Raw genomic sequence first — 26,221 nt, 5'->3', positions numbered from 1 at the left:
TTTTGTGTACCACCAAGATCCAGTGTGGGAGCGAGCCTGCTCGCGATTGATCGCGCAGCGGTCGATTTTGAACCGGTATCCTTCACCCACTTTCACAAAATATCCCTTGCTCGCCCCAACCCGTTTCAGCTATGACGGTACACCCGAGGTGTACATGATCAGACCGCTACGAATTGACAAGAAACAACAGGTAGTCGACGAGCTCGTCCGGCGCATCGAAAACGGCCTCATGGAGGACGGCGTTGTATTGCCGGGCGAACATCAGTTGGCTCAAGAATTCAAGGTCAGCCGAGGCACGCTGCGTGAAGCCTTGGCCGAACTGAAACGGCGCCACAACATCGCTACGCAAGGCGCGGTGGGCTCCATCGTCACTTACGACGGGGTGGTGCTCGATCAGCGTAGCGGCTGGTCCCAGGCGCTGGCCGACAATGGGGCGCTGATCAATACCGAAGTGCTGCGGCTGGAGGCGGTGACCCGACCGGATCTGTTGTCGCGTTTCGGCACTGATCAGTTCATCACCCTCGACCGTCGCCGCCGCGGCACCGATGGCACGCTGGTGTCCCTTGAACGCTCATTGATGCCCGCCACTGGAGATCTGGAAAGTCTCCCGCGAGTGGGGCTGATCGATGACTCCCTGACCATCACGCTGGCCGCCTACGGCTACATCGGCGACCACGGGGATCAGTGGATCGGTGCCGAACCCTTGAATGCCGAAGACGCCGAATTGCTCGGGCGCCCGGAGGGCACGGTGTTCCTCAAGGCCCTGCGCACCACTTACGACCGTCAGAACCGCTTCATGGAACAGGTCGAAAGCCTGCTCGACCCGATGCATTTCCGTCTGCACCTGCAAATTGGAACTTCAAAATGACCGCGCTCGACCGTGCCCTCGGCGCCTTCTACGGACTGGCCCTGGGCGATGCGTTGGGCATGCCGACCCAATCCCTGAGCCGCGCCGAGATCAAGGCGCGCTTCGGCGAGATCACCGATCTGCAAGACGCTGGCCCGGATCAGCCGATCGCCGCGAACATGCCCAAAGGCTCGGTCACCGACGATACCGAACAGGCGATCCTGGTCGGTCAGTTGTTGATTGAAGGCGAGGGTTGGATCGAACCGGCGGTGCTGGCTCAACGCTTGATCGAATGGGAAGCCGGGATGCAAACCAAGGGCTCGCAGGACTTGCTCGGCCCCTCGACCAAACGCGCGATCGAGATGGTCCTCGCCGGCCATTCACTGGAAGAGGCAGGGCGCTACGGCACCACCAATGGTGCGGCAATGCGCATCACGCCGGTGGGAATTGCGGCTGATGTTGCCGATCCCGAACGTTTCATCCGCGCCGTGGTGCAAGCCTGTCAAGTGACCCACAACACCACGTTGGGAATTGCCAGTGCGGCAGCGGTGGCGGCGGTAGTGTCTGCCGGAATCAATGGCATGGATCTGGGCGAGGCATTGGACCTCGGCCAGCAGATCGCTCAGCAAGCCGAAAGCCATGGTCACTGGGTCGCTGGCGGACGTATCGCTTCGCGCATCAGTTGGGCGTGGAGCATCAGCGTCGACAGCGACAAGGCGTTGCTGGCGGACTTGCTGTACGACGTGATCGGCACTTCGGTGGCCTCGCAGGAATCGGTGGTGGTGTCGTTTGCTCTGGCTCGGCAAGTGGCTATCGGGCAGATGACGGCTTTCGATGCATTGTGCATGGCTGCCAGTTTGGGCGGTGACACTGACACCGTCGCGGCGATACTCGGCGCCATGCTTGGGGCTTGTCTGGGGCTTGAGAGTTGGCCTGTGGAGATGATTGAACAGATTAAAGCGGTAAATGATTTGCAGCTGGAATCGTTGGTGCAGGGGCTGTTGGCTTTGCGTTGACTGTACTGACGTCATCGCGAGCAGGCTCGCTCCCACAGGGTATGGTGCAATCTCAATGCACACGCCGTACCTGTGGGAGCGAGCCTGCTCGCGATAGGCGCACCGCATATTTGAATTTTTCACCCGCAATGGAGCGCACAAACATGGCCAGGACCGCCGGAAAGTTATGTCAACTTCCGAATTGCCCACAACCACAACAATGGCAACAGGAGCAGTTTTCATGAGTTCATCGAACACCGGGCAAAGTGCCGGGCAATTGGAAACCCGTGGTATTGAACCGGTGCCGGAAGGGGAGTGCAATGGCCACCCACTGCAACTGTTCTGGGTCTGGTTCGCGGCGAACATTTCCATCCTCGGCCTGCCGTTGGGCGCCACGCTGGTGGCCTTCCGCGGCCTGGCGATCTGGCAGGCGATCATCGTCGCCATCCTCGGTGCCGCCGGCTCTTTCGCGGTGGTCGGGATCATCTCCATTGCCGGTCGTCGCGGTCGCGCACCGAGCCTGACGCTGTCGCGAGCAATCTTCGGGGTGCGCGGCAATATCGGCCCGACGCTGGTCTCGCTGATGTCGCGTCTAGGTTGGGAAACCGTCAACACCACCACCGCCGCATTCGTCTTGCTGTCGCTGTGCTCGATTCTGTTCGGCTCGCCGGTGGAAGCCAAAAGCGCGCCGCTGCTGACCCTGGTGTTCATCGCGATTTTCGTGCTGCTGACGTTGTCGGTGTCCGGTCTCGGTCACGCCACGTTGCTGGTGATCCAGCGATGGGCGACCTACGTATTCGGTGCGTTGAACATTCTGGTCGGCGGTTTCCTCTGCGCGACCATCGACTGGAGCGCCGTATTCAATGCGACGCCAGCGCCCCTGAGCGCGATGATCATCGGCATCGGCACCATGGCCGCTGGTACCGGGATCGGTTGGGCCAACGCCGGTGCCGACATGTCGCGCTACCAGCACCGCAGCGTCAAAGCCGTGCGTCTGGTGGCGTCGGCGGCGTTCGGTGCGGGGATTCCGCTGGTGCTGCTGATCACTCTCGGTGGTTTGTTGTCAGTGGGCAATAATGATCTGGCCTCGGCGACTGACCCGATCGTCGCGATCCGCGACATGCTGCCGACCTGGATGGCCGTGCCGTACCTGATCACCGCATTTGGCGGGCTGCTGCTGTCGAACAACCTGTCGGTGTACTCCGCCGGTTTGACCACGCTGACCCTCGGCCTGAAGGTCAAGCGCGTGTATGCGGTGGTGGTCGATATCATCGCGATCTTCGCCGGGTCGATCTACTTCATGCTGATCGCCGAGAGCTTCTACGGCCCGTTCATCACCTTCATTTCCTTGTTGGCCGTGCCGATCACGGCGTGGGTCGCGATCTTCGTGATCGACCTGATTCACCGGCATTACTACAGCCCCAAAGACCTGCTGGACGTCAGTCCGAGCAGCGCCTACTGGTATCGCGGCGGCGTCGAGTGGCGCGCCTTCGGTGCATGGGCGCTGGCGATCGTGTTGGGTTTCAGCTTCACCACCATTGGCACCACTGAACAAAATGTCTGGTTCCGGGGCTTTTTGTCCGACTCCTGGCTGGGCCACAACGGCCTGGGCTGGATCGTGACGTTCCTGGTGGCCGGTGGCATTTACGGGGTACTCGGCGGTGCCAAGGATCGCCGCGCCGCGTTGCTCGAGAGCGCTCATGCCTAAGTTTTTGCACACCGGCCAGGTCATGATCGACCTGGTCATGGCCGTGGATAAATTGCCTCAGTCGGGCGGTGACGTGCTGGCGCAATCCGCCCGTTTCGAGGCCGGCGGTGGCTTCAATGTGATGGCTGCGGCCCGGCGAAACGGCTTGCCGGTGGTCTACCTCGGTGGCCACGGCAAGGGCCGTTTCGGCGACCTGGCCCGAGAGGCAATGACGGCTGAAGGCATTCGGATTGGCGTCAATCAGAGTACTGAGCGTGACACCGGGCTGTGCGTCGCGTTGACCGAAGCCTCGGCCGAGCGCACATTCATTTCCTGGATCGGTGCCGAAGGCGAATTGACCGCCGAAGACCTGACGAGCGTGCCGGCCGAGGCGGGCGATTTTGTCTATGTCAGTGGCTATAGCCTGTTGCATGGCGCAAAGGCTCAGACGCTGATGGATTGGGTGCTGGATTTGCCGGACGGGATCAAGGTGGTGTTCGATCCGGGGCCGTTGGTGGACTCGCCGGACGCATCGCTGATGAAGGCTTTGTTGCCGCGCATCGATCTGTGGACCAGCAACCGTGTCGAGGCGCTGCGGTTTACCGGGGCGACGGACATCGGCGAGGCATTGAGTCGGTTGGCGGATCATCTACCGACCGAGGTGTTGATGGTGGTACGCGATGGGCCGCAAGGATGCTGGATCAGCCAGCGTGGTGATCGGCAGCGTGTGCCCGGCTTCAAGGTCGTGGCGGTGGACAGCAACGGTGCGGGGGATGCTCACGCGGGCGTTTTTGTTGCCGGGTTGGCGCACGGATTATCAGCGGTCGAAGCGGCGCGGCGGGCGAATGCGGCAGCGGCGTTGGCGGTCACTCGCTGGGGGCCGGCGACTTCGCCAGGGGCGGCTGAGGTGGATGCGTTGATTCGCGAGACCTATGGCGCCTGATTGACCGCTATCGCGAGCAGGCTCGCTCCCACATTGGATTTATGCCAGCCGCCAATATTGCGGTTCACACGAATCAACTGTGGGAGCGAGCCTGCTCGCGATGGGGCCCTTGAACTCACCATCAAATCCGAACCCTTACCCGACCTTGCGCAACGCCTCGATCAACGCTTGCTTGCGCATGCTCGAGCGCCCCGGAATCTTCTTCGCCCGGGCTTCTTTCATCAGGCTGACCACCGTTTGCGTATCGCGCGAAGCCTTACTGTTGCGTGGCTTGCCTTCACGAGTGGCCATTGCACGTCGGGATGATTCCTTGCGATCTGCAGACTTGGCGCTGGCCGGCTTCTTGCGCCCGGAGCCGCCGGCGCGTTCACCGCCACCGGACTGCTTGTTCACCGTGGCCCAGGCGCGAGCTTCGGCTTCATCTTTCGATACGCCTTTGTGCTCGTAGCTTTCTTCGATGTGTTCGGCCTTGCGTTTTTGCTCGGCGGTGTATTTGTCTTTGCTTCCACGAGGCATGCGATTTCTCCTGGTTTCAGGATATATATCCGTAGGAACTCTTCAAACATCCACAGGCAAAAGATCTCAGCCCGCGGCAGCTCCTACGCGGTTAAATATCCAGCTTGCGCGCCGCTTCAACCCCTGCGGCGTTGAGTTTGATCGGCAGGTTCAGCGAATGCTCGCCGGCTTCGTTGCAGGTCACATGACCGTGCTGGATCAATCCGCGCTCCTGCAGAGTGGCGAGGGTGCTGGCCACGACTTTCTCCCCCCGGTAATTGTCCAGAACCTCCTTGCCCAAGCCACTTGGGTGGGCGTGCAGCAGGCGGGTCAGGACTTCTTTTTCCAGGTTTTTATCGACGTTCATGGTTACCTCTTCGTCAGGATGGATGGGTATTGCATGTTCGCTCGCATCTGCGAACTTATTGATTGGCGCTACGGCCTTCGGAGCCCGAGCCACCGGTGGTGGTTTTCGAGCTGACGCCGGTTCCCGCATTGTCAGGAGTTTGGGGGCCGGGTGTATTCATCCCGCCTTGAGCGCCCGCGTCATCGTGATAAATCCGTGGGTCTGTGGCCGTCGGAGACGGAGACGGAGACCGGCCGCTGTCGATGCCTTGGGTGGCCGCAGATTCGGGCCTATCGATTGGATCGGTCGGGTCGGTCCCGGAAGCGCTGGTCGCGGCGAACGCGACAGAGGTGAGCAATGTGGTGAGAGCGAGGGCGGTCAGTCGGGACGTGATCATGGTGTCGTCTCCGTTGATTAGAGTCCTTACCCGATATTGGTCCTTCCCGACCTGAATTGGTGCCTGATGAACGACGAGCGGTGCCGTCCAGATTTATTGGTCGACGCCGATTTCTTCCTTGAACAGCTCCATGAAACCCTTCAGGCGTTCGTGGCGAATCAGTGCCAGACGTTGACCGGTGGTCGTTTGGAAACCGTCCGCCAAGTGCAGCAACTTGGTCTGGAAATGATCGAGGCAAAAGCGCTTGTCGTCGTAGTCCCGTTCTTTTGCTTCCGGGTCCAAAGGGTCGTACAACGCACTGCCCATGCGCCCGGCAATGTAGAAGGTACGCGCCACGCCGAGCATGCCAAGGGAATCGAGGCGGTCGGCGTCCTGGATGATTCTCGCTTCGAGGGTGATGGGCGGGATGTTGGCGCTAAAGCTATGGGTTTCGATGGCATGGACGACCGCTGTGATTTTTGCGTCAGGCCAATCCATGGCTATCAGAACTGTCGAAGCTTTCTGCGCCGCCAGGCGTGATGCCTGCGAGCGCAGCGGCGAGTTTTTCTCCACCGCCACGCAATCATGCAACAGCACGGCTGCCAGCAGCACCTCAAGATCACCGCCTTCTTCGGCATGAAGCGTGCGCACGTTGTGCCACACCCGCTGCAAATGCGACAGATCATGGGCACCGTCCTCGCCAGGTTCCAGTGCATGAGGCAGCAGTTCAGAAGCCAGATTGTGCAGCGGTGCGAAAGCGGCAGTGGTCATAAAAGTCCTTTTGTGTGGAATACTTTTGTGGCGAGGGGGCTTGGTCTACTACCGGTAAGTTAGCTGTAAAAGCGATCTGTAGCAGCTGCCGAGCCTGCGAGGCTGCGTTCGGCTGCGAAGCAGTCGTGAATCCGGCTGACGCGGTCTGTCTGACGCACCGCAATGTCTGGTTTTACGACTGCTTCGCAGCCGAACGCAGCCTCGCAGGCTCGACAGCTGCTACGGAGAGTATTGCGCCTGATATTTCTTAACCTATCGGCATTAGCCGCAAAAGCCCCTCACCACCATTTCTCATGTGACGAGCGCCGCGCGCGGACTTAGTATGGCGTTTTCAACTTTTGACAAGGCACGTTCATGACGATCGAAATCCGCCCGGCAACCCCCAGCGATGCTCCGCAAATACTCGCGTTCATCACTGAACTGGCCGACTTCGAACGTGCCCGCCACGAAGTCATCGCCAGCGTCGCCGACATCGAGCGTAGCCTGTTCAGCGAAGGCGCCACCGCCCATGGCCTGATTTGCCTGCGCGATGGTTTGCCGATCGGCTTCGCGGTGTTCTTTTTCAGCTATTCCACCTGGCTGGGCAGCAACTGCCTGTACCTCGAAGACCTCTACATCACGCCAGAGCAACGGGGCGGCGGCGCCGGTAAAACCTTGCTGCGCCACCTGGCGAAAATCGCCTGCGCCAATGACTGCGGCCGTTTCGAATGGAGCGTGCTGGACTGGAACAAACCGGCGATCGAATTCTACAAATCCCTCGGCGCACAACCGCAGGAAGAGTGGGTGCGGTATCGGATGGATGGGGCGGTGTTAAGGGATTTTGCCGCGGGCAATTGATCCCCTAAAAGATCGCAGCCTTCGGCAGCCTCCTACACAGGATTGTGTTCGACCGCGCTCTTGCGTCGTGCATCGAATGTGTAGGAGCTGCCGAAGGCTGCGATCTTTTTTTGTGTTCGTCTCAATATGTGGGATCGATAGTTATATATTGAGATTTTACTTCGTTCAGGTTTATAGTCCAGCTCACTCACTGCCAAAAAACAAAACAGGTGAAGCGATGCAGGCGCAATTGATCGCGCTCGATTGGGGGACAACCTCATTACGTGCTTACAAACTCGGCTTCGGTGGCCAGGTGCTGGAACAGCGCTCGCTGTCGTCCGGGATCATGCAGTTGCCCAAGACGCCGCGAATCATCGCCAGCCAGGAATGTGCCGACGGTTTTGAATTGGCCTTCGATGAGGCGTGTGGTGACTGGCTCGACGCGCAGCCCGATTTGCCGGTGATTGCTTGCGGCATGGTCGGCAGTGCTCAGGGCTGGCGCGAAGCGGCCTACTGCGACACGCCGGCGAACGTCGCCAATCTCGGAACTTCCCTACAAACCGTTCGTAGCCTTCGTGGTGTCGATGTACATATCGTGCCGGGCGTGATTCAGCGTTCGCGCTTGCCGAACGTGATGCGCGGCGAGGAAACCCAAGTCCTCGGCGTGTTGCAGAATCTGCCGAGCGGGGCGGGTAACGATCTGTTGATCGGCCTGCCGGGCAGTCATTCGAAATGGGTGGAAGTGGCCGACGGCTGCATCGTGCATTTCGATACCTTCATGACCGGCGAAGTCTTCGCCGTGCTCAGCGAACACAGCATTCTGGGGCGCACTCAGCAGCGCGGCGCGTCCTTCGATGGCGAAGCGTTTGATCGCGGCGTGCGGGTGGCTCTGTCGGCGGACGGCGAGATCGGGCCGCTGTCGACGTTGTTCAGTGCCCGCAGCCTGGGGCTGACCGGTGAACTCAGCGCCGTCGCTCAGCCGGACTATCTGTCCGGCCTGTTGATCGGCCATGAACTGTCGGCCCTGGCCAACGTTCAGCGGTGCCGACGCAACAGCGTGCACCTGCCTTCGATCATCCTCATCGGCAATGCGCAACTCTGCGCCCGCTACAGCCGGGCGCTCGACGCTTGCGGTTTTGCCCGGGTGACCCTGGCCGAGCAGGCCACCGAACGCGGGTTGTGGCAGTTGGCGGTCGCCGCCGGACTGATCACGACACCCCCATCCCGTTAAACCTGACTGGAGGTCTGACATGCTCAAGCAAGCACTGGCACAAAACGGTTTGATCGCGATTCTGCGTGGCCTGCATCCGCAAGAAGCGGCAGCCGTCGGCGAAGTCCTGTACTCGGCCGGATTTCGCGTCATCGAAGTGCCGCTTAATTCCCCCGAGCCGTACGAAAGTATCCGCATCCTGCGCAGTACCTTGCCCGCCGATTGCCTGATCGGCGCGGGCACGGTGTTGACGCCGGAACAGGTCGAGCAAGTGAAAGCGGCGGGTGGCCAGGTGATCGTCATGCCTCACAGCGATGCCAAGGTGTTGCGTGCGGCGAAAGCGGCGGGGCTGTTCCTGTCGCCAGGTGTCGCGACGCCGACCGAGGCCTTTGCGGCGCTGGCCGAAGGGGCGGATGTGCTGAAGATGTTCCCGGCCGAACAAATGGGTCCCGCCGTTGTGAAAGCCTGGTTGGCGGTGTTGCCGGCAGGGACGGTGCTGGTGCCGGTGGGCGGGATTACGCCGGACAACATGCAGGTGTTTGTCGAGGCCGGCGTCAAAGGTTTCGGCCTCGGTTCCGGGTTGTTCAAACCGGGCATGACGGCTGACGAAGTAGCGGTGCGCGCCAAGGCGTATGTCGCTGCCTGGAATGCTTTGCATTAAGACTTTTTGGCGCTGTGAGCGCTGCATCTTATAAGAGAGACAAAGGATGAAAATCACCAAACTCACTACCTTCATCGTTCCGCCGCGCTGGTGCTTCCTCAAAATAGAAACCGACGAGGGCGTGACCGGTTGGGGTGAGCCTGTGGTCGAAGGCCGCGCGCACACCGTCGCTGCTGCGGTTGAGGAATTGTCCGACTACCTGATCGGCAAGGACCCACGCAACATCGAAGACATCTGGACCGTGCTCTACCGTGGCGGCTTCTACCGTGGCGGCGCGATCCACATGAGCGCCCTGGCCGGCATCGACCAGGCATTGTGGGACATCAAGGGCAAGGCACTGGGTGTGTCGGTCAGTGACCTGTTGGGTGGTCAGGTGCGGGACAAGATTCGCGTTTATTCGTGGATCGGTGGTGATCGCCCGGCGGACACCGCTCGCGCCGCGAAAGAAGCGGTCAGCCGTGGTTTCACTGCGGTGAAAATGAACGGCACCGAAGAACTGCAATTCCTCGATTCCTTCGAGAAGGTCGACCTGGCGTTGGCCAACGTCGCCGCCGTACGCGATGCGGTCGGCCCGAATGTCGGCATCGGCGTGGACTTCCATGGTCGGGTGCACAAGCCCATGGCCAAGGTGCTGATGAAGGAACTCGACTCATACAAACTGATGTTCATCGAAGAGCCGGTGCTCAGCGAAAACTACGAAGCGCTGAAAGAACTGGCGCCACTGACCAGCACACCGATTGCCCTCGGCGAGCGGTTGTTTTCGCGCTGGGATTTCAAGCGGGTGCTCAGCGAAGGCTATGTCGACATCATTCAGCCGGATGCCTCCCACGCAGGCGGCATCACCGAAACCCGCAAGATCGCCAACATGGCCGAAGCCTACGACGTGGCACTGGCGCTGCATTGCCCGTTGGGCCCGATTGCCCTGGCGGCGTGCCTGCAACTGGACGCGGTTTGCTACAACGCGTTCATCCAAGAACAGAGCCTGGGCATCCATTACAACGAGAGCAATGACCTGCTCGACTATGTGAAAGATCCGCGGGTGTTCGACTACGACAAGGGCTTCGTGAAGATCCCCAACGGCCCGGGCCTGGGCATCGAGATCAACGAGGAATACGTGATCGAACGCGCCGCCGTCGGCCACCGCTGGCGCAACCCGATCTGGCGCCATGCCGATGGCAGCTTTGCCGAGTGGTGAATGGCTGACACACCACCGCCCCCTGTGGGAGCGAGCCTGCTCGCGATGATGGCGGTACATCCGACATTGATGTGACTGACAAGACGCCATCGCGAGCAGGCTCGCTCCCACAGGTTTGATCTCCAGGCAGAGGAGATCCGCGTTCATGTTCGTTCCACGACCTCAATAAACATAAGAAGAGGCATTCCCCATGCAACCGCAAACCGACCCTGGCCCCGGCGCGCTTGCTTGGATTGACCGGTGGGGTGTTCAATTTCATCGGTAACCTGGCGGCGATTACCACGCCCATCGTCATCGGCTTTCTCGCTTCCGGTGATTCGTTTGCCCCGGCGATTACCTATATCTCGATTCTGGCGTTGATGGGGGCGCTTTCCTACGTGTTGTTGGTGGGCAAGGTCGAGCGTATCAAGTTGTAGTCGCAGCCTTCGGGCGACCATAATGCCGCCCGTTCACTCGCTCAACGGTAAAGGCTGGATATGCAGGAAGACGCCCCAAAAATCGCCAAGGACGCCGCGCCGACTGGCACCCAGACACTGCTTCGTGGTTTGGGTGTAGTTCAGGCCGTGGCCAGTGGCGCCCGCGATCTCAAGGAAATCGCCCGGCTGATCGGCACAACGCGCAGCACCACCCATCGTCTGGCCAGTTGCCTGGTGGACGAGCGTTATCTGCGGGTGGTGCCGCAAGTCGGTTATCTGCTGGGGCCGAAACTGATCGAGCTGGGTTTCCAGGCGCGTGAAGAGTTGCCACTGGTGACGCTGGCGGGGCCGTATCTGGATGAGTTGTCGGCGTTGACCGGTGACACCATCCACTTGGCGATTCGTGAGGGTGACGAGGTGTTGTACCTGCACAAGAATCCGGGGCGCAATGGTCCGGAAATGCGTTCGCGGGTGGGGCATCGCATGCCATTGGCGCGTACCGGGATCGGTAAAGCGCTGATGCTCGATGACTCGCAGGAAGAGTGGCAACGGCTGTACGAAATCAGCTTGCCGGCGGCTGGGAAAAGTCAGTTCTGGCCGCAGCACCCGGAGCAATCCTGGGAGCAGTTCCAGCAGCGCATGATCGAGTACGTGGCCGGCGGTTACGCCTTCGATCTGGAAGACAACGAACCGTCGATTCGCTGCGTGGCGGCGCCGATCCGCGATGCCAGCAAGCGCATCGTCGCCGGTATCAGCATCGCCAGCACCGTGCCCTACATGCCGCTGGAAAAAATGGCCGAGCTGATTCCCCTGATCAAAGGGGTCACGGCTCGGCTTTCTGCTGAACTCGGCTTGAAGGTATAAGGCGAGCAGGTCTGATCAGACTTTCAGCGTCGCCATATCGATCACAAAGCGGTACTTCACGTCACCGGCAATCATGCGGGTGTAAGCCTCGTTGATCTGGCGGATGTCGAGCATTTCGATGTCGCAGGTGATGCCGTGTTCGGCGCAGAAATCCAGCACTTCCTGGGTTTCTGCGATGCCGCCGATCAGGGAGCCTGCCAACACGCGACGACCCAATACCAGTTTGGTGGCGTGGACCGGTGGATCGATCGGTTCGATCAAGCCCACCAAAATGTGTATGCCGTCGAAACGCAGCGTATCGAGGTAGGGATTGAGGTCGTGTTGCACCGGAATGGTGTCCAGCAGGAAGTCGAAATGTCCGGCGGCGGCTTTCATCTGTTCTGCATCGGTGGACACGATCACGTGGTCCGCGCCTTGACGACGGCCTTCTTCAGCCTTGCTCGCCGAGCGGGTGAACAACGTCACTTCAGCGCCCATCGCCTTGGCGAACTTGATGCCCATGTGACCGAGGCCGCCCATGCCGAGAATCCCGACCTTGTCGCCGGCCTTGACGCCGTAGTGCTTGAGTGGCGAGTAGGTGGTGATGCCGGCGCACAGAATCGGCGCGGCGCTGGCCGGGTCGAGTTTCGCCGGGATACGCACGACAAAGTGCTCGCTGACCACGATGCTGTCGGAGTAACCGCCCATGGTGTTGCTGCCATCGACCCGGTCCGGGGTGGCATACGTCATGGTCGGACCTTCGAGGCAGTATTGCTGCAGATCCGTTTGGCAGGCTTCGCAGTGGCGGCACGAGTCGACCATGCAGCCGACCCCGACCAGATCGCCGACCTTGTGTTGGGTCACATTCGCACCGACGGCGGTGACTTTTCCGACGATCTCATGGCCGGGCATCAGTGGGTAAACAGCAATGCCCCACTCGTTGCGTGCCTGATGGATGTCGGAATGGCAGACGCCGCAGTAAAGAATCTCGATCGCAACGTCGTCGGCACGCGGGCTGCGGCGTTCGAATTTCATCGGGGCGAGGGGAGTGGTGGCTGATTGAGCCGCGTATCCGATGGCGGTGTACATGGTGAACCTCGCAAAAGCAGTGACAGGTGAGGCGAGCCATTCTGGGCGCCGCACGGGTGACCGGCCATGGCGATTCCTCCGGGGGTCATGCCTAATCCTCCGGTATGCACCGTTGATGGGTCGCATTGGCGTTCAGACCTGCGATGATGTTTTCATCCCTTTTTTCGCGACTTTTTTTGTGACTTCTTTTGTGAAGAGCCCCTCATGTTGTTGACTCGTCATCTCGATGCCAACGCCACCCTGGTTTCGCTGATCCAGCCGCTGACTATTCGCGATGGTTTCGCGCCCACCGCATTGCCGGGGGTGCAGGTTTTGCGGGCCAGTTGTGATGTCGCCCGTGGCCCGCAAATCTACGAGCCAAGCCTGGTCATCATCGCCCAAGGCAGCAAGTTGGCGTATCTGGGCCCGCGTACGCTGGAATATGGTGCCGGGCATTACCTGATTCAGGCGTTGCCGGTACCCTTCGAATGCGAGACGTTTTCGGCTCCAGATGGCCCGATGCTGGGCGTTTCCATCGCCATCGACCGGGTAATGCTCGGTGAGTTGGTGTTGGCCATGGGGCTGTCGCCGGGGCGCACTGTTCCCGCACAGACGCCCGAGTCCATGACCTCGGCGGTGCTCGACGATGCCATGCGCGGTTGTGTGGAACGGTTGTTGCGCTGCCTGCACGATCCGCTGGAGTGCCAGATCATGGGCCCGGCGCGCTTGCGTGAATTGTTGTTCGTGGCGTTGCGGGGGCCGCAAGCCGATGTATTGCGAGCGTTGGTGGAACAACAGGGGCAGTTCGCGCGGATTGCGGCGTCGCTGAGTCATCTGCATGCGCACTACACCGAGCCGCTGAACGTCGAGACCCTGGCCAGTTGCGCGAACATGAGCGCGTCGACGTTTCATGAGCATTTCAAACGCAGCACGTTGTTGTCGCCGGTGCAGTATTTGAAGCGTTTGCGTTTGCTCAGGGCCCAGCAATTGTTGCTGGGCGAAGGCTTGGGCGTGGCCCAGGTGGCGCATCGGGTGGGGTATCAGAGCACGTCGCAATTCAGCCGCGAGTACAAGCGTTACTTTGAGCGCAGTCCTGGGGATGAGCGGGTGGCTTGATCCAGTGATGGCCCGTGTGGGAGCGAGCCTGCTCGCGATTGCGGTTTATCATCCAGCATAGATGTCGACTGACACACCGCTATCGCGAGCAGGCTCGCTCCCGCATTGGTTTTGTGGTGTGGCTTAATTTCGGGCAACAAAAAGGCCCCCATTTCGGGAGCCTTGATGTTCAGCGATTCGACTTACATGTTCGGGTAAGTCGGGCCGCCAGAACCTTCCGGCGCCACCCAGGTGATGTTCTGTGCAGGGTCCTTGATGTCGCAGGTCTTGCAGTGAACGCAGTTCTGGGCGTTGATCTGGAAGCGCTTCTCGCCGTCTTCCTGGGTCACCACTTCGTACACGCCGGCCGGGCAGTAACGCTGGGCAGGTTCATCGTACATCGGCAGGTTCTTGGCGATCGGAATGCTCGGATCGGTCAGCTTCAAGTGGCAAGGCTGTTCTTCTTCGTGGTTGGTACCGGAGATGAACACCGAGCTGAGTTTGTCGAAGCTGATCTTGCCGTCCGGTTTCGGGTAGTCGATCTTCTTGCAGTCGGCCGCCAGTTTCAGGCAAGCGTAATCCGGCTTGGTGTCGTGCAGGGTGAACGGCAGTTTGCCGCCGAAGATGTTCTGGTCGAGCCAGTTGAAACCGCCGCCGACGATGGCGCCGAACTTGTGGATCGCCGGGCCGAAGTTACGACTGGCGAACAGTTCGTCGTAGAGCCAGCTTTTCTTGAAGGCGTCGACGTAAGTGGTCAGCTCTTGCGTGCCGTCCAGATCGGCGAACAACGCGTCGGCCACGGCGTCAGCGGCGAGCATGCCGGACTTCATCGCGGTGTGGCTGCCTTTGATCTTGGCGAAGTTCAGCGTGCCGAGGTCGCAACCGATCAGCGCGCCGCCCTTGAAGACCATTTTCGGCAGCGAGTTCAGGCCGCCTTTGGAGATAGCACGCGCGCCGTAGCTGATGCGCTTGCCACCTTCCAGGTATTGCTTGAGTACCGGGTGATGCTTGAGGCGCTGGAACTCGTCGAATGGCGACAGGTAGGTGTTGCTGTAGGAAAGATCGACGATCAGACCGACGACCACTTGGTTGTTTTCCAGGTGATAGAGGAACGAGCCGCCAGTGTTCTCGGTGCCCATGATGTCCAGCGGCCAACCGGCGGTGTGGACCACCAGGCCAGGTTGATGCTTGGCTGGATCAATTTCCCAGATTTCTTTCAGGCCGATGCCGTAATGCTGGGCGTCGGCTTCACTGTCGAGGTTGAAGCGCTTGATCAGCTGTTTGCCGATATGGCCACGGCAACCTTCGGCGAACAGCGTGTACTTGGCACGCAGTTCCATGCCCGGGGTGTACAGGCCTTCTTTCGGATTGCCTTCGCGGTCAACGCCCAGATCGCCGGTGATGATCCCGCGAACCACGCCGTTCTCGTCGAACAGAGCTTCCTGGGCGGCGAAGCCCGGGTAGATTTCCACGCCCAGGTTCTCGGCCTGCTGGGCCAGCCAGCGGCACAGGTTGCCCAGGGAGATGATGTAGTTGCCTTCGTTGTGCATGGTCTTGGGCACAAAGAGGTCAGGAATCTTCTGCGCGCTGTCGGCATTCTTGAGCACGAAGATGTCATCGCGTGTGACTGGCGTATTCAGCGGCGCGCCGAGTTCTTTCCAGTCCGGGAACAATTCGTTCAGGGCGCGTGGTTCGAACACGGCACCGGACAGAATGTGAGCGCCGACCTCGGAGCCTTTTTCGACCACGCAGACGCTGATTTCCTTACCGGCTTCGGCGGCCTTCTGCTTCAAACGGCAGGCGGCGGACAGGCCAGCGGGGCCGGCACCGACGATGACCACGTCGAATTCCATGTATTCGCGTTCCACAGGCTATCTCCTACTCAAGGCTCAACAGTTTTTTCTAATTGGAGGTTTGGCGTTGCATCCATTATTTCCTCCGGTAACTGCCGGAAGGGACAATGGATGACCCACCTTTCTCTCTAGGTGGCGCATTATATCTACACCACTCCTAGCGTCCAATACAAACGTTTGTTTGAATTGGCTCAAAGCCAGAGAAATCAAAGTCACGCGGCTTATGAACGGCTATTTTGCCGTATTGACCGGAATAGGCGTTCCGGTCAAGATACGGTCGGTTTTGCGCTCGCCGTAGGCTGACTGTTGGTTTCAAGAGCACCTCTAAAGACAGGGCGATGGCAGTATAAGGTGATGCGCAGTGCAGGTCAGGCGCGCAGTTTACATGCCGCGATTATGAATGACTTATCGGTCACCACTGACGAACGGTTATCAGCCTCGTGAGCAGAGTTCACCTGATACACCTGCCAGCGTTTTTAGAGGTGCCCTTGCGCCGATGAGCATCAACCGCCAGGTTCGCCTAGGCGACTTTCTTTTCACCGGAGAGTAACGAGGAATCCATGAAGGTTCTTGTAGCTGTCAAACGCGTTGTGGATTACAACGTCAAGGTTCGTGTCAAGGCGGACAATTCCGGCGTCGACCTCGCTAACGTCAAGATGTCGATGAACCCATTCTGCGAAATCGCAGTGGAAGAAGCCGTACGTCTGAAAGAGAAAGGCGTTGCGACTGAAATTGTCGTCGTCTCCATCGGCCCGTCCACCGCTCAAGAGCAACTGCGCACCGCGCTGGCTCTGGGTGCCGACCGCGCCATCCTCGTCGAATCCGCTGAAGATCTGACTTCCCTGGCCGTTGCCAAGTTGTTGAAAGCGGTTGTCGACAAGGAACAGCCTCAGCTGGTGATCCTCGGCAAACAAGCCATCGACAGCGACAACAATCAGACTGGCCAGATGCTCGCTGCATTGAGCGGCTACGGTCAGGGCACATTCGCGTCCAAAGTCGAAATCAGCGGCGACACCGTTGCCGTGACTCGCGAAGTCGACGGCGGCGCGCAGACGGTTTCCCTGAAACTGCCGGCCATCGTCACCACCGACCTGCGTTTGAACGAGCCGCGCTACGCGTCCCTGCCAAACATCATGAAAGCCAAGAAGAAGCCTCTCGAAGTGCTGACTCCGGACGCTTTGGGCGTTTCCACCGCCTCCACCAACAAGACCGTGAAAGTCGAAGCGCCGGCTGCACGCAGCGCGGGTATCAAGGTCAAGTCGGTGGCTGAACTGGTCGAGAAACTGAAAAACGAAGCGAAGGTGCTTTGAGTTAAGGAGCCGAATCATGACTATCTTGGTAATCGCTGAACACGACAACAAAGTACTGGCTCCGGCCACGCTGAACACTGTGGCTGCTGCTGTCAAGATCGGCGGTGATATCCACGTTCTGGTTGCAGGTCAGGGCGCTGGCGCCGTGGCTGAAGCTGCTGCGAAAATCGCTGGCGTGGCTAAAGTGCTGGTGGCCGACAACGCCGCCTACACACACCAACTGCCGGAAAACGTAGCTCCTCTGGTTGCAGAGTTGGGCAAGGCTTACAGCCACATCCTGGCTGCCGCGACTTCCAACGGCAAAAACATCCTGCCGCGCGTTGCCGCTCAGCTGGACGTTGACCAGATCTCCGAGATCATCTCGGTCGAAAGCGCTGATACCTTCAAGCGCCCGATCTACGCCGGTAACGCCATTGCTACCGTACAGTCCAACGCTGCGGTGAAAGTGATCACCGTGCGTGCTACCGGTTTCGACCCGGTTGCAGCTGAAGGTGGTTCGGCTGCCGTTGAAGCGGTTGCGGCTGCTCACGACGCTGGCACTTCGAGCTTTGTTGGCGAAGAACTGGCCAAGTCTGATCGTCCGGAACTGACCGCTGCCAAAATCGTCGTTTCCGGCGGTCGCGGCATGCAGAACGGCGACAACTTCAAGCACCTGTACGCCCTGGCCGACAAGCTGGGCGCTGCTGTCGGTGCTTCCCGCGCCGCGGTCGACGCAGGTTTTGTACCCAACGACATGCAGGTCGGTCAGACCGGCAAGATCGTTGCGCCACAGCTGTACATCGCCGTCGGTATCTCCGGCGCGATCCAGCACCTGGCCGGCATGAAAGACTCCAAAGTGATCGTTGCGATCAACAAGGACGAAGAAGCGCCGATCTTCCAGGTGGCCGATTATGGCCTGGTGGCGGACTTGTTCGAAGCCATCCCCGAGTTCGAGAAGCTGGTCTAATCCGGCGGCTTGACTTATAAAGAGCCCGACCTTTTGGTCGGGCTTTTTTTTGGTTCTTCGTGTAGGAGCTGTCGAGTGAAACGAGGCTGCGATCTTTTGATCTTGCTCTTGATACTCAAGTGCGGCAGGAAAGATCGCAGCCTCGTTTCACTCAACAGCTCCTACACAGATCCTACGGGCGAAAATATTGGGTTGTAGGGAGTGTCGCCATGGATTTGCGCCGCATGTGTGGCTGGTCATTACTGCTGGGGCTGACGCTGTTGCCGGGGCTGTCTGCTGCCGCGGGAAAATGCGAGCGCCTGGTAGTGACCGGCAGCCCGGACGCGCCGCCGTACCTGTGGCAAGACCCACAAAACCCCAAGTACCTGATAGGCGCCAGCGCTGACCTGTTGCAGCAAGTGGCGGGGGAGTTGGGCATCAAGGTCGAACTGCTTTACGCCGGAAAACGCTCCCAGGCCCTGGACGAAGTGCGCAGCGGGCGCATGGACATGCTGGCCGATGCGCCGTTGACAGTCACTGAGCTGGAAAATCTGGATTACATCCACCCACCGCTGTTGGAAAATGATTATCTGGTCTGGACCCGCAACGACTCGTTACTGGTCTACAACGAAGCGCAGGACCTTCACGGGCATCCCGGTGCCTTGTCGGAAAAGGCTCGAGTAACCCCGTCATTTGGCACTTTCGCCGAGCAGCAATTGACCCTGGTACGCCCGCCCAACCTGACCCAGGCCTTTCAGAAATTGCTGCTGAACGAGGTGGAATTTGTCCTCGCCGGACGCTACTCGGGCATGGCCATAGTGCAAACGCTGGGGATGGCCGATGACTTGATGGCCCACCCACACCCCATCGACAAACCCGGCCTGTATCTCGCGGTTTCCCATAACTCCGCCTGCAACGATCCTTGGTTGCGCGGACAGCTGGCCAAAAAGATGACAGAATTGCCCGCGTCCGGACTGACGGAAGCTGCGCTGCTGCGCAATATCGAGCGTTGGAAAGCGCAACGCTCACAACCGCAGCCACAATCTGTCAGTACCCCAAAACAGTAGGGATTTTTAGTGAGTATTCGACCTCTTTTCGCTGCCCTGGCCGTTCTGGCTCTGGCGGGTTGTGCAGCCGATCCGGCGCCGAATGAACAAATACGCCTGACCGAGCAGGCCCTCGAACAAGCCAAGGCCGTGGGTGCTACCGCCGACGAAGTGCCAGAGCTGAAACTGGCTGAAGACAAGTTCAAGCGTGCCAAGGGCAATATGGCCGACCAGTCCTTCAAGAATGCGCGCATGCGGGCCGAGCAGGCCGAGCTGGACGCGCGTCTGGCCGAAGCCCGGGTTCTGACCCTCAAGAGCGAGGAGCAGTTGAACGTGCTCAATACCCGCATCACTCGCCTGCGCAAGCAACTGGGAGATGCCCAATGAGCCTGAAGACCAAAGCACTCGGCGGCTTGATCCTGGCCGGTTGCGCAAGCCTTTATGGCTGCGCTGGTCAACACAGCGAAGCCGCAATCCAGCAGGCCGGCACTGACTTTCAGAAGGTCAAGGAAGACTCCAACGTGCTGCGCATTGCGCCCAAAGACGTGATCCGTGCCGGCGAGTCGCTGGCCCGCGCCGATCGTCTGTCCAGCTACTGGGGCAGCGGTTCGGACGTTGTGCATTACGCCTACCTCAGCCGGCGCTACAGCGAAATCGCCCGGGAACACACCAATCAAGTGCTCAACGAGGAACGCGCGGCGAAGCTCGAACTCGAGCGTCAGCGTCTGCAACTGGCCCTGCGTGAGTCCAAGTTGCTCAGTGTGCAGCAACAGGGCAAGTGGCTCGAAGAGCAGATCGTCGCGCTGGCGACTACCCAAACGGACCGTGGTCTGGTGATGACCCTGGGCGATGTGCTGTTCGATACCGGCCAGGCGGAGCTGAAAAGCTCGGCAAACCGCGTGGTGCTGAAGATCGTTCAGTTCTTGCAGCTCAACCCCAAACGCGTGGTGCGGATCGAGGGCTATACCGACAGCACTGGCGGCAAACAGGAAAACCTCAAGCTGTCCCGCGACCGTGCGCAATCGGTGGCTGACGTGCTGACGGACCTGGGTATTGACGACAAACGCATCCAGGTCGAAGGCTATGGCGATGAATATCCGGTGGACGTGAACGCCTCAGAACGTGGTCGTGCACAGAACCGTCGAGTGGAAATTGTATTCTCCGACGAAAAAGGCCAGCTCGGCGCCGCCCGCTAAGGGCTGCGTTACTGGAAAACCCGGCCTGTAAGTCAATGCCGGGTTTTTTTGTGCGCGGATCAAACCCTTGTAGCAGCCTGCGTTCGGCTGCGAAGCAGTCGTCAATCCTGAGTACGCCGCTCTCCAGAATGATCGAGGGGACCCCAGACGAGGCCTTCGTCCTCGAACGCAGCCTTCGGCAGCTGCTACAAGGTTTCGCCGATCAATTGCATCGCATCTTCGCAAAAAACAGTACAGTTTTTGCTGACACTGCACTGTACGGTCGACTATTGTGACAACTGTCCCAGTACACTTCCAAACTGTTCCGGTATTGTTTCACACAAGAATAAAATGCCCGTGAAATCGAGTGCTGCGTCATGACCAATCTCTTGCTCTACCAACGTATTGCTCAGCAACTGGCCGAAGACATCCGCCGCGGTGTTTATCAACCGGGGGAGCGCGTGCCTTCGGTGCGCAAGATGAGTTCGCAGCTCAACGTCAGCCACGCGACGGTGTTGCAGGCCTACGCCAACCTTGAAGATCAGGGGCTGATTCGTGCCCGGCCGCAATCCGGTTACTACGTGCACCAGACGCCGGCGCTCACGGCGCCAACCCCTGACATTGCCCGGGTCGAGCGACCTGGCCTAGTCACCCGCAGCAGCATCATTCAGCAAGTTCTGGTCGAATCCCGCCGCGAAGGCGTCTTTCCGTTGGGCGCCGCCGTACCGAGTGTCGATTATCTACCGGTGCGGGCGCTGCATCAGCAACTGGCCAAAGTCACCCGTTTCCATAGCCCGCGGGCGTTCAGCTACATGTTCAGCCCCGGCTTCGAGCCGTTGCGTCGACAAGTGGCGATCCGCATGCGCGACGCCGGTGTAGTGGTCGACCCGTCGGAAGTGGTGATCACCCACGGCTGCGTCGATGCCTTGCAAATGTCTCTGCGCGTATTGACCCGGCCGGGCGACCTGATCGCGGCCGAGTCGCCAACTTATTACGGTTTACTCCAACTGGCCGACCTGCTGGGGCTGAAAGTCATCGAGATCCCCAGCGATCCAGCCACCGGCATGAGCCTCGAAGCTCTGCAACTGGCGGCCAACCAATGGTCGATCAAGGCGCTGGTGCTGACCACACGCCTGAGCAATCCCCTGGGCGGCACCATGCCCGAAGAGCGGCAGAAACAACTGCTGCGCCTGGCCTCGGATTTCGATATCCAGATCGTCGAAGATGATATTTACGGCGAATTGATGTTTGAGCAGGGTCGCACCAAATCGCTCAAGGCCTATGACCGGCTGGATCGGGTGATCTATTGCTCCAGCTTCTCCAAAACCCTGTCGCCCGGTGTGCGCATCGGCTGGATGATTGCCGGCAAGTACCAGCAGGAAATCCAGCGCTTGCAGACCTTCAGTACCCATTCAGCCTGCAGCGTCACGCAAATGGGCATCGCGGCCTATCTGGAGAACGGCGGTTACGATCGGCATTTGCGCTACATCCGTCAGGAGTACCGCAAGAACCTCAGCGCTTTTCAACTGGCGGTGCAGCAGTACTTCCCGGAAGGCACGCAGATGACCCGGCCCACCGGCGGCTTCATTCTGTGGGTCAGCCTGCCGGGGCGGGTGAATACGCAGGAACTGCATGTGCGTGCGTTGCAGCAAGGCATCAGCATTGCGCCGGGGCTGATTTTCAGTAACACCGAGCAGTTCAATCACTGCATTCGCCTGAACTGTGGCATCCCCTGGAACCGCGAGGCCGAGCGTGCATTGATGACGTTGGGGTTGCTGGCGACGCAACTTTGTCAGGAGACGGCGAGCGGTTTTTGAGCGGCCGGGCAGTTCTGAACTGCCCGCTTGTCTTGTCGTCTCCAACAGGCGAGCATATAGCCTTCTGCCGTTCACGCCGTTGGGTCCATGAAGCCGATTTTTCCTGCCGCCTGGTTGTTGATCTGCCTGCTAATGATCTGTCACCCGGAAGGCGTCATGGCGGCTTCCGTTCAGGAAAAACCGACAGCCAGCACACCTGCGAAGAAAGCGGCACCGGTCAAAAAAGCAGCGCCGGCCAAAAAGAAGGCTGCAGCGGTCAAAAAACGTTCCCCCATTTCTTCCAAGTCGAAAGTGGCCAGTGAAGTCGTGAAAACCAAACTCCCTTCGGCAAATCTCGATTTGAGCTTGCCCAAGGACATGGTCGAGGAACTGAAGCCGGTCGGCACGGTAACGTTGCCCCAACGCGATGCGCTGTTGCCGCAAATGTTCGGTGACAAGAGCAGCCCGTTCCAGCTCAACGGTCGTCTGCTCAGCAACGAGATGCAGCTGCAATTGCGCAATGAAGAGCGTCGGGAGGTTGAAGGCGCGGCGCTGGACTTCGAATTCAAGCAATAAATCCTTTCCAATCGTGACCCACGGACCAGGCGCTTTGTCGGAGACTGGTCAGTCACGTTCGTTTGAGCTAAAAAAACCGGGCTCAGGTAATTTTAAACAGTCGTTTTAGCCGTTACTCTGTGCCCCGTCCCTTTTTTAACACATTGCCCGTCGCGAGGAGCTTGTCGTCATGAAATGCCGTGAAGGCTGTGGCGCCTGTTGCATTGCCCCTTCCATCAGTTCGCCGATTCCCGGCATGCCCAATGGCAAAGCCGCCGGAGAGCGGTGCTTACAGCTGTCTGCCGATAACCTGTGCAGCATTTTCGGCGAGCCGGAACGTCCTGCGGTGTGTTCGGCATTTGAAGCCGATGTCGAGGTCTGCGGAAGCAGCAGCGACGAAGCGATCAAGTTGCTGGGCTGGTGGGAACAAATGACGGCCGCGTGATGTGTTCAACGCATGGAACTTCAACAATAAGGAAAAAGACTATGGGTTCGCTGCATCGTATGGCTGTGCTGTGTGGTTTGACGGTTTTACTGGCCTCCACGGCCCAGGCTGAAGAATGGAAAACCGCCAAGGAAGAAGAGGGCATCAAGGTGTCCTTGAGTGAAGTGGCCGGTTCCCAATACAAGGCGTACCGTGGCGTGACCGTCATGAAGACCACCATGGCCAAACTGCGAGCATTGCAGGAAGACGTGCCGGGTGCCTGTGCATGGATTCACGAGTGCAAGACTCAGAAGTTGCTCAAACATGAAGGTAATCAGAGCTGGACCTACACACAGTTCAATACCCCTTGGCCGGTCACTCCTCGCGACTCCGTATTGCATGTCACCACTGTTGAAGGCGCCGATGGCAGCCTGACCCGCGAGTTGGAAGGGCAACCCAAGTACGTCCCGGAAGAAAAAGGTTTTGTGCGGGTGGCCCAGGTCAAAGGTTTCTGGAAGCTAGTGCCTAAAGGCGATCGAGTCGAAGTGACTTACCAGGCCCATACCGAACCCGGCGGCAGCGTGCCGTCGTGGTTGGCCAACAAGTTTGTGGTCGATGCGCCGTTCAACACCCTCAAAGCCCTGAAGGAACGTGCCGAGAAGTAACCGCGTAGACTTTTGATAATGCCCGTTCAACAGCGCCCCGATTTGATCGGGGCGTTAGCGTTTTTTACCAAGGGGCGGGGCTTTATTTTGTTTCTGGATATGCGTTGAACGAAATTTTCACAAAGTCTCCAAGACAATTCACCCGCGCCGCAACCCGTCAGCCTCCGCAACTTTGCGCCAGGTCTCTTGTCCCAGAACGCTACAAGCGACCGTCGGGGCCTGCCGGTCAGTAATCAATGGTAATGGCGCGGTTGATCGTGCAACATTTGTGCATCGCGCAAGCCCCGGGGCCGAGGATGGCCAACAGAGGGCAAGGCACTTAATGCCGGTCAGTTAAACGCAATCCAAGTGGGAGCGGGCTTGCTCGCGAAAGCGGTGTGTCAGACGACATCAATGTTGACTGTGCCGCCGTCTTCGCGAGCAAGCCCGCTCCCACAGGTTAACTGATCAGCATTAGGCAAGGCGCCGCTGTATTTTTGAAACTTCAACTTCCAATGGGTCCTAAAACGACATGGCAAACCCGGACGCCCTGAGTCAGCAGCGAGCTTCTAGTCGCCTGCTGCAACCGACCGTCAAATCGCATCTGGCCTACACGCTATTGTGTGCCCTGGTCATGATGGTCATGTTCAGCCTGCTGCGCGTGGCGCTGCTGGTCTACAACAGCTCGATGATCCTCGACACTCCCGCTTCGACCTTTCTGGAAGCGTTCGCCAACGGCCTGCGTTTCGACTTGCGCCTGGTGGTTTACCTCAGCATTCCGCTGCTGCTGGCATTGTTCAGCGCCCGAGCGATGGCCGCCCGCGGATTCTTCCGGCTGTGGCTGACCGTTGTCTCGAGCATCGCGCTGTTCCTCGGCCTGATGGAGATGGATTTTTACCGCGAGTTCCACCAGCGCCTCAACGGTCTGGTCTTCCAGTACGTGAAAGAAGACCCGAAAACCGTGATGAGCATGCTCTGGTATGGTTTTCCGGTGGTTCGCTACCTGTTGGCCTGGGCCTTGGGCACGTTAATCCTGACCCTCGCGTTCAAGGGTGCCGACCGGGCCACGCGTCCTCGCGGGCCGTTCAGCGGCGGCAGCATTGGTACGCGGCAGGTCGCTCCGTGGTATGCGCGTGGCGTAGTGTTCGTGGTCTGCCTGCTGGTCTGCGTGGTCGCTGCTCGGGGCACTCTGCGTCAGGGCCCGCCAATGCGTTGGGGTGACGTTTACACCACCGACTCGAACTTCGCCAACCAGTTGGGCCTCAACGGCACGCTGTCGTTGATCGCGGCGGCCAAGAGCCGGTTGTCCGAACATCGCGACAATGTCTGGAAAGCCACACTGCCACAGCCCCAGGCCCAGCAAACCGTGCGCGATTTGTTGCTGACCCCGAGCGACAAGCTGGTTGATTCCGAGGCCGCCGCGGTGCGTCGCAATTTCAGCCCCGACACCAACAAGACAGTGCCGATCAAGAACGTCGTGGTGATCCTGATGGAAAGCTTCGCCGGTCATTCGGTGGGCGCTCTGGGTCGTCCAGGTGAAATCACCCCGTACTTCGACAAACTGTCGAAAGAAGGCCTGTTGTTCGATCGTTTCTTCTCCAACGGCACCCATACCCACCAAGGCATGTTCGCCACCATGGCCTGCTTCCCGAACTTGCCGGGTTTCGAATACTTGATGCAAACGCCTGAAGGCAGCCACAAGCTGTCCGGTCTGCCGCAGTTGCTCAGCGTGCGTGACTACGACGATGTATACGTCTACAACGGCGACTTTGCCTGGGATAACCAGTCGGGCTTCTTCAGCAACCAGGGCATGACCAACTTCATCGGGCGCAATGACTTCGTTAACCCGGTGTTCTCCGATCCGACTTGGGGTGTGTCTGATCAGGACATGTTCAACCGTGGTCTGGAGGAGTTGAAGGCCCGCGACGGCAAGGACAAAAAGCCGTTCTATGCCTTGCTGCAAACGCTGTCCAACCACACGCCGTACGCTTTGCCGACGCCATTGCCGGTGAAACCTGTGACCGATCGCGGCAGCCTCAACGAACACTTGACCGCCATGCGCTACTCAGACTGGGCGTTGGGTCAATTCTTCGAACAGGCCCGCAAAGAGCCGTATTTCAAGGAAACCCTGTTTGTGGTGGTCGGTGACCACGGTTTTGGCAACGAACAGCAGATCACTGAAATGGACCTGGGTCGCTTCAACGTACCGATGCTGCTGATCGGGCCGGGCGTCCAGGAAAAATTCGGCCAGGTCGACCACACCGTCGGCACCCAGATCGACATCGTGCCAACCATCATGGGCCGTATTGGTGGAGATGTCGTTCATCAATGCTGGGGTCGCGACTTGCTGAACCTGCCGGAAGGCGACAAGGGCTTTGGTGTGATCAAGCCGTCGGGCAGCGATCAGACGGTCGCATTGCTTACCGGAGATCGCGTGCTGGTACTGCCCAAAGAGATGCCGCCGAAGTTGTATCGATACGAACTGGGCGCCAATCCGAAAGGTGAAGTGATCCCGGCATCGGCTGATGAAGCGGCGCTCAAGCAGAAGCTCGAGTCGTTCATCCAGACGGCCTCCAAAAGCCTGATCGATAACACCGCCGGTGTCGTTGACGGCAAGCCGGACCTGTAGGAGCCAGGCTTGCCGGCGAGGGCGTCCTTAAGGGTGCCTGCGCCGGTAAGTCGGATCACCGACCGCTGGTGCATACAAAAAGAGGCCCTTCGCAGGGCCT

Annotated in this window: 26 protein-coding genes and 1 pseudogene; 21 read left to right on the top strand and 6 right to left on the bottom strand. The window is 59.3% G+C overall.

The window, feature by feature from the left end; all coding sequences use genetic code 11:
- Window positions 1–154: 154 nt before the first annotated feature.
- The 4 genes from ACYZT2_RS21080 to ACYZT2_RS21065 all read left to right on the top strand — a co-directional run bounded on the left by ACYZT2_RS21080 (window position 155) and on the right by ACYZT2_RS21065 (window position 4,472).
- Window positions 155–868, top strand: coding sequence for a GntR family transcriptional regulator (locus ACYZT2_RS21080; RefSeq protein ID WP_461967026.1), 714 nt, complete (start codon window positions 155–157; stop codon window positions 866–868).
- Window positions 865–1,863: an ADP-ribosylglycohydrolase family protein gene (locus ACYZT2_RS21075; RefSeq protein ID WP_461967024.1), complete on the top strand. Its 999-nt coding sequence runs from the start codon at window positions 865–867 to the stop codon at window positions 1,861–1,863. Before ACYZT2_RS21080 ends, ACYZT2_RS21075 begins: the two co-directional genes overlap by 4 nt.
- 220 nt (window positions 1,864–2,083) lie before the next feature.
- The gene (locus ACYZT2_RS21070) at window positions 2,084–3,550 is read left to right on the top strand and encodes a purine-cytosine permease family protein (protein WP_461967022.1); all 1,467 of its coding nucleotides are present in this window, start codon (window positions 2,084–2,086) and stop codon (window positions 3,548–3,550) included.
- Complete coding sequence (locus ACYZT2_RS21065; protein ID WP_461967020.1) at window positions 3,543–4,472, top strand: PfkB family carbohydrate kinase; 930 nt, start codon at window positions 3,543–3,545, stop codon at window positions 4,470–4,472. The genes ACYZT2_RS21070 and ACYZT2_RS21065 overlap by 8 nt, the downstream gene beginning before the upstream one ends.
- A 135-nt stretch (window positions 4,473–4,607) precedes the next feature.
- Here ACYZT2_RS21065 and ACYZT2_RS21060 read toward each other — a convergent pair whose 3' ends face one another.
- The 4 genes from ACYZT2_RS21060 to ACYZT2_RS21045 all read right to left on the bottom strand — a co-directional run bounded on the left by ACYZT2_RS21060 (window position 4,608) and on the right by ACYZT2_RS21045 (window position 6,460).
- Window positions 4,608–4,988 (bottom strand): termination factor Rho, encoded by a 381-nt coding sequence (locus ACYZT2_RS21060; protein WP_461967018.1) that lies wholly within the window; start codon window positions 4,986–4,988, stop codon window positions 4,608–4,610.
- Window positions 4,989–5,079: 91 nt separating this feature from the next.
- A complete protein-coding gene (locus ACYZT2_RS21055) occupies window positions 5,080–5,334 on the bottom strand; it encodes a hypothetical protein (RefSeq protein ID WP_461967016.1) in 255 nt (84 codons plus the stop codon).
- A 55-nt stretch (window positions 5,335–5,389) separates the two neighbouring features.
- Window positions 5,390–5,710: a hypothetical protein gene (locus tag ACYZT2_RS21050; protein WP_461967014.1), complete on the bottom strand. Its 321-nt coding sequence runs from the start codon at window positions 5,708–5,710 to the stop codon at window positions 5,390–5,392.
- A 93-nt stretch (window positions 5,711–5,803) separates the two neighbouring features.
- A complete protein-coding gene (locus ACYZT2_RS21045; protein ID WP_461967012.1) occupies window positions 5,804–6,460 on the bottom strand; it encodes an HD domain-containing protein in 657 nt (218 codons plus the stop codon).
- 354 nt (window positions 6,461–6,814) lie between these two features.
- Between ACYZT2_RS21045 and ACYZT2_RS21040 the strand changes: the two genes are divergently transcribed.
- From ACYZT2_RS21040 to ACYZT2_RS21015, 6 genes and pseudogenes are all read left to right on the top strand, one after another.
- Entirely contained in the window at window positions 6,815–7,297 is a 483-nt protein-coding gene (locus ACYZT2_RS21040; RefSeq protein ID WP_111455360.1) for a GNAT family N-acetyltransferase, read from the top strand.
- A gap of 217 nt (window positions 7,298–7,514) precedes the next feature.
- Window positions 7,515–8,507, top strand: a complete 993-nt coding sequence (locus tag ACYZT2_RS21035) for a 2-dehydro-3-deoxygalactonokinase (protein WP_461967010.1) — start codon at window positions 7,515–7,517, stop codon at window positions 8,505–8,507.
- 19 nt (window positions 8,508–8,526) lie between these two features.
- A complete protein-coding gene (locus ACYZT2_RS21030) occupies window positions 8,527–9,147 on the top strand; it encodes a 2-dehydro-3-deoxy-6-phosphogalactonate aldolase (RefSeq protein ID WP_461967008.1) in 621 nt (206 codons plus the stop codon).
- 46 nt (window positions 9,148–9,193) lie between these two features.
- Window positions 9,194–10,342 (top strand): galactonate dehydratase, encoded by a 1,149-nt coding sequence (gene dgoD, locus ACYZT2_RS21025; protein ID WP_461967006.1) that lies wholly within the window; start codon window positions 9,194–9,196, stop codon window positions 10,340–10,342.
- 206 nt (window positions 10,343–10,548) lie between these two features.
- Window positions 10,549–10,758, top strand: a pseudogene (locus ACYZT2_RS21020) (MFS transporter); the annotation flags it as partial.
- A gap of 60 nt (window positions 10,759–10,818) precedes the next feature.
- Window positions 10,819–11,622 carry an IclR family transcriptional regulator gene (locus ACYZT2_RS21015; protein WP_461967005.1) on the top strand — a complete coding sequence of 268 codons (804 nt, stop codon included), beginning with the start codon at window positions 10,819–10,821 and terminating at the stop codon, window positions 11,620–11,622.
- Window positions 11,623–11,637: 15 nt separating this feature from the next.
- Here the strand turns inward: ACYZT2_RS21015 and ACYZT2_RS21010 are convergent, their stop codons facing one another.
- On the bottom strand, window positions 11,638–12,690 hold the full coding sequence (locus tag ACYZT2_RS21010) for an NAD(P)-dependent alcohol dehydrogenase (RefSeq protein WP_461967004.1): 1,053 nt from the start codon (window positions 12,688–12,690) through the stop codon (window positions 11,638–11,640).
- Window positions 12,691–12,894: 204 nt separating this feature from the next.
- Here ACYZT2_RS21010 and ACYZT2_RS21005 point away from each other — a divergent pair, with 204 nt between their 5' ends.
- Window positions 12,895–13,785 (top strand): AraC family transcriptional regulator, encoded by an 891-nt coding sequence (locus ACYZT2_RS21005; protein ID WP_461967002.1) that lies wholly within the window; start codon window positions 12,895–12,897, stop codon window positions 13,783–13,785.
- 182 nt (window positions 13,786–13,967) lie between these two features.
- Here ACYZT2_RS21005 and ACYZT2_RS21000 read toward each other — a convergent pair whose 3' ends face one another.
- Window positions 13,968–15,632 carry an electron transfer flavoprotein-ubiquinone oxidoreductase gene (locus tag ACYZT2_RS21000; RefSeq protein WP_461966999.1) on the bottom strand — a complete coding sequence of 555 codons (1,665 nt, stop codon included), beginning with the start codon at window positions 15,630–15,632 and terminating at the stop codon, window positions 13,968–13,970.
- A gap of 545 nt (window positions 15,633–16,177) precedes the next feature.
- Here ACYZT2_RS21000 and ACYZT2_RS20995 point away from each other — a divergent pair.
- The 10 genes from ACYZT2_RS20995 to ACYZT2_RS20950 all read left to right on the top strand — a co-directional run bounded on the left by ACYZT2_RS20995 (window position 16,178) and on the right by ACYZT2_RS20950 (window position 26,121).
- Window positions 16,178–16,927: an electron transfer flavoprotein subunit beta/FixA family protein gene (locus tag ACYZT2_RS20995; RefSeq protein ID WP_283188805.1), complete on the top strand. Its 750-nt coding sequence runs from the start codon at window positions 16,178–16,180 to the stop codon at window positions 16,925–16,927.
- Between the two features lie 16 nt (window positions 16,928–16,943).
- Window positions 16,944–17,873, top strand: a complete 930-nt coding sequence (locus ACYZT2_RS20990; protein WP_461966997.1) for an electron transfer flavoprotein subunit alpha/FixB family protein — start codon at window positions 16,944–16,946, stop codon at window positions 17,871–17,873.
- A gap of 209 nt (window positions 17,874–18,082) precedes the next feature.
- The gene (locus ACYZT2_RS20985) at window positions 18,083–18,919 is read left to right on the top strand and encodes a substrate-binding periplasmic protein (protein ID WP_461966995.1); all 837 of its coding nucleotides are present in this window, start codon (window positions 18,083–18,085) and stop codon (window positions 18,917–18,919) included.
- A gap of 9 nt (window positions 18,920–18,928) precedes the next feature.
- Complete coding sequence (locus ACYZT2_RS20980) at window positions 18,929–19,285, top strand: DUF4398 domain-containing protein (RefSeq protein WP_008073146.1); 357 nt, start codon at window positions 18,929–18,931, stop codon at window positions 19,283–19,285.
- A complete protein-coding gene (locus tag ACYZT2_RS20975) occupies window positions 19,282–20,094 on the top strand; it encodes an OmpA family protein (protein ID WP_461966992.1) in 813 nt (270 codons plus the stop codon). The genes ACYZT2_RS20980 and ACYZT2_RS20975 overlap by 4 nt, the downstream gene beginning before the upstream one ends.
- Before the next feature lie 356 nt (window positions 20,095–20,450).
- Window positions 20,451–21,890: an aminotransferase-like domain-containing protein gene (locus tag ACYZT2_RS20970; protein WP_019582609.1), complete on the top strand. Its 1,440-nt coding sequence runs from the start codon at window positions 20,451–20,453 to the stop codon at window positions 21,888–21,890.
- A gap of 87 nt (window positions 21,891–21,977) precedes the next feature.
- Complete coding sequence (locus ACYZT2_RS20965) at window positions 21,978–22,445, top strand: translation initiation factor 2 (protein WP_461966990.1); 468 nt, start codon at window positions 21,978–21,980, stop codon at window positions 22,443–22,445.
- Between the two features lie 169 nt (window positions 22,446–22,614).
- Entirely contained in the window at window positions 22,615–22,869 is a 255-nt protein-coding gene (locus ACYZT2_RS20960; RefSeq protein ID WP_461966988.1) for a YkgJ family cysteine cluster protein, read from the top strand.
- Window positions 22,870–22,910: 41 nt separating this feature from the next.
- Window positions 22,911–23,513 carry an START domain-containing protein gene (locus ACYZT2_RS20955; protein WP_461966986.1) on the top strand — a complete coding sequence of 201 codons (603 nt, stop codon included), beginning with the start codon at window positions 22,911–22,913 and terminating at the stop codon, window positions 23,511–23,513.
- A gap of 511 nt (window positions 23,514–24,024) precedes the next feature.
- Window positions 24,025–26,121 (top strand): LTA synthase family protein, encoded by a 2,097-nt coding sequence (locus tag ACYZT2_RS20950; protein ID WP_461966984.1) that lies wholly within the window; start codon window positions 24,025–24,027, stop codon window positions 26,119–26,121.
- Window positions 26,122–26,221 lie beyond the last annotated feature (100 nt).

The sequence above is a fragment of the Pseudomonas sp. MDT1-85 genome (genome assembly GCF_054898065.1).
Note: the sequence above shows the minus strand (reverse complement) of the source record. Positions and strands in the feature narration are given on the sequence as shown.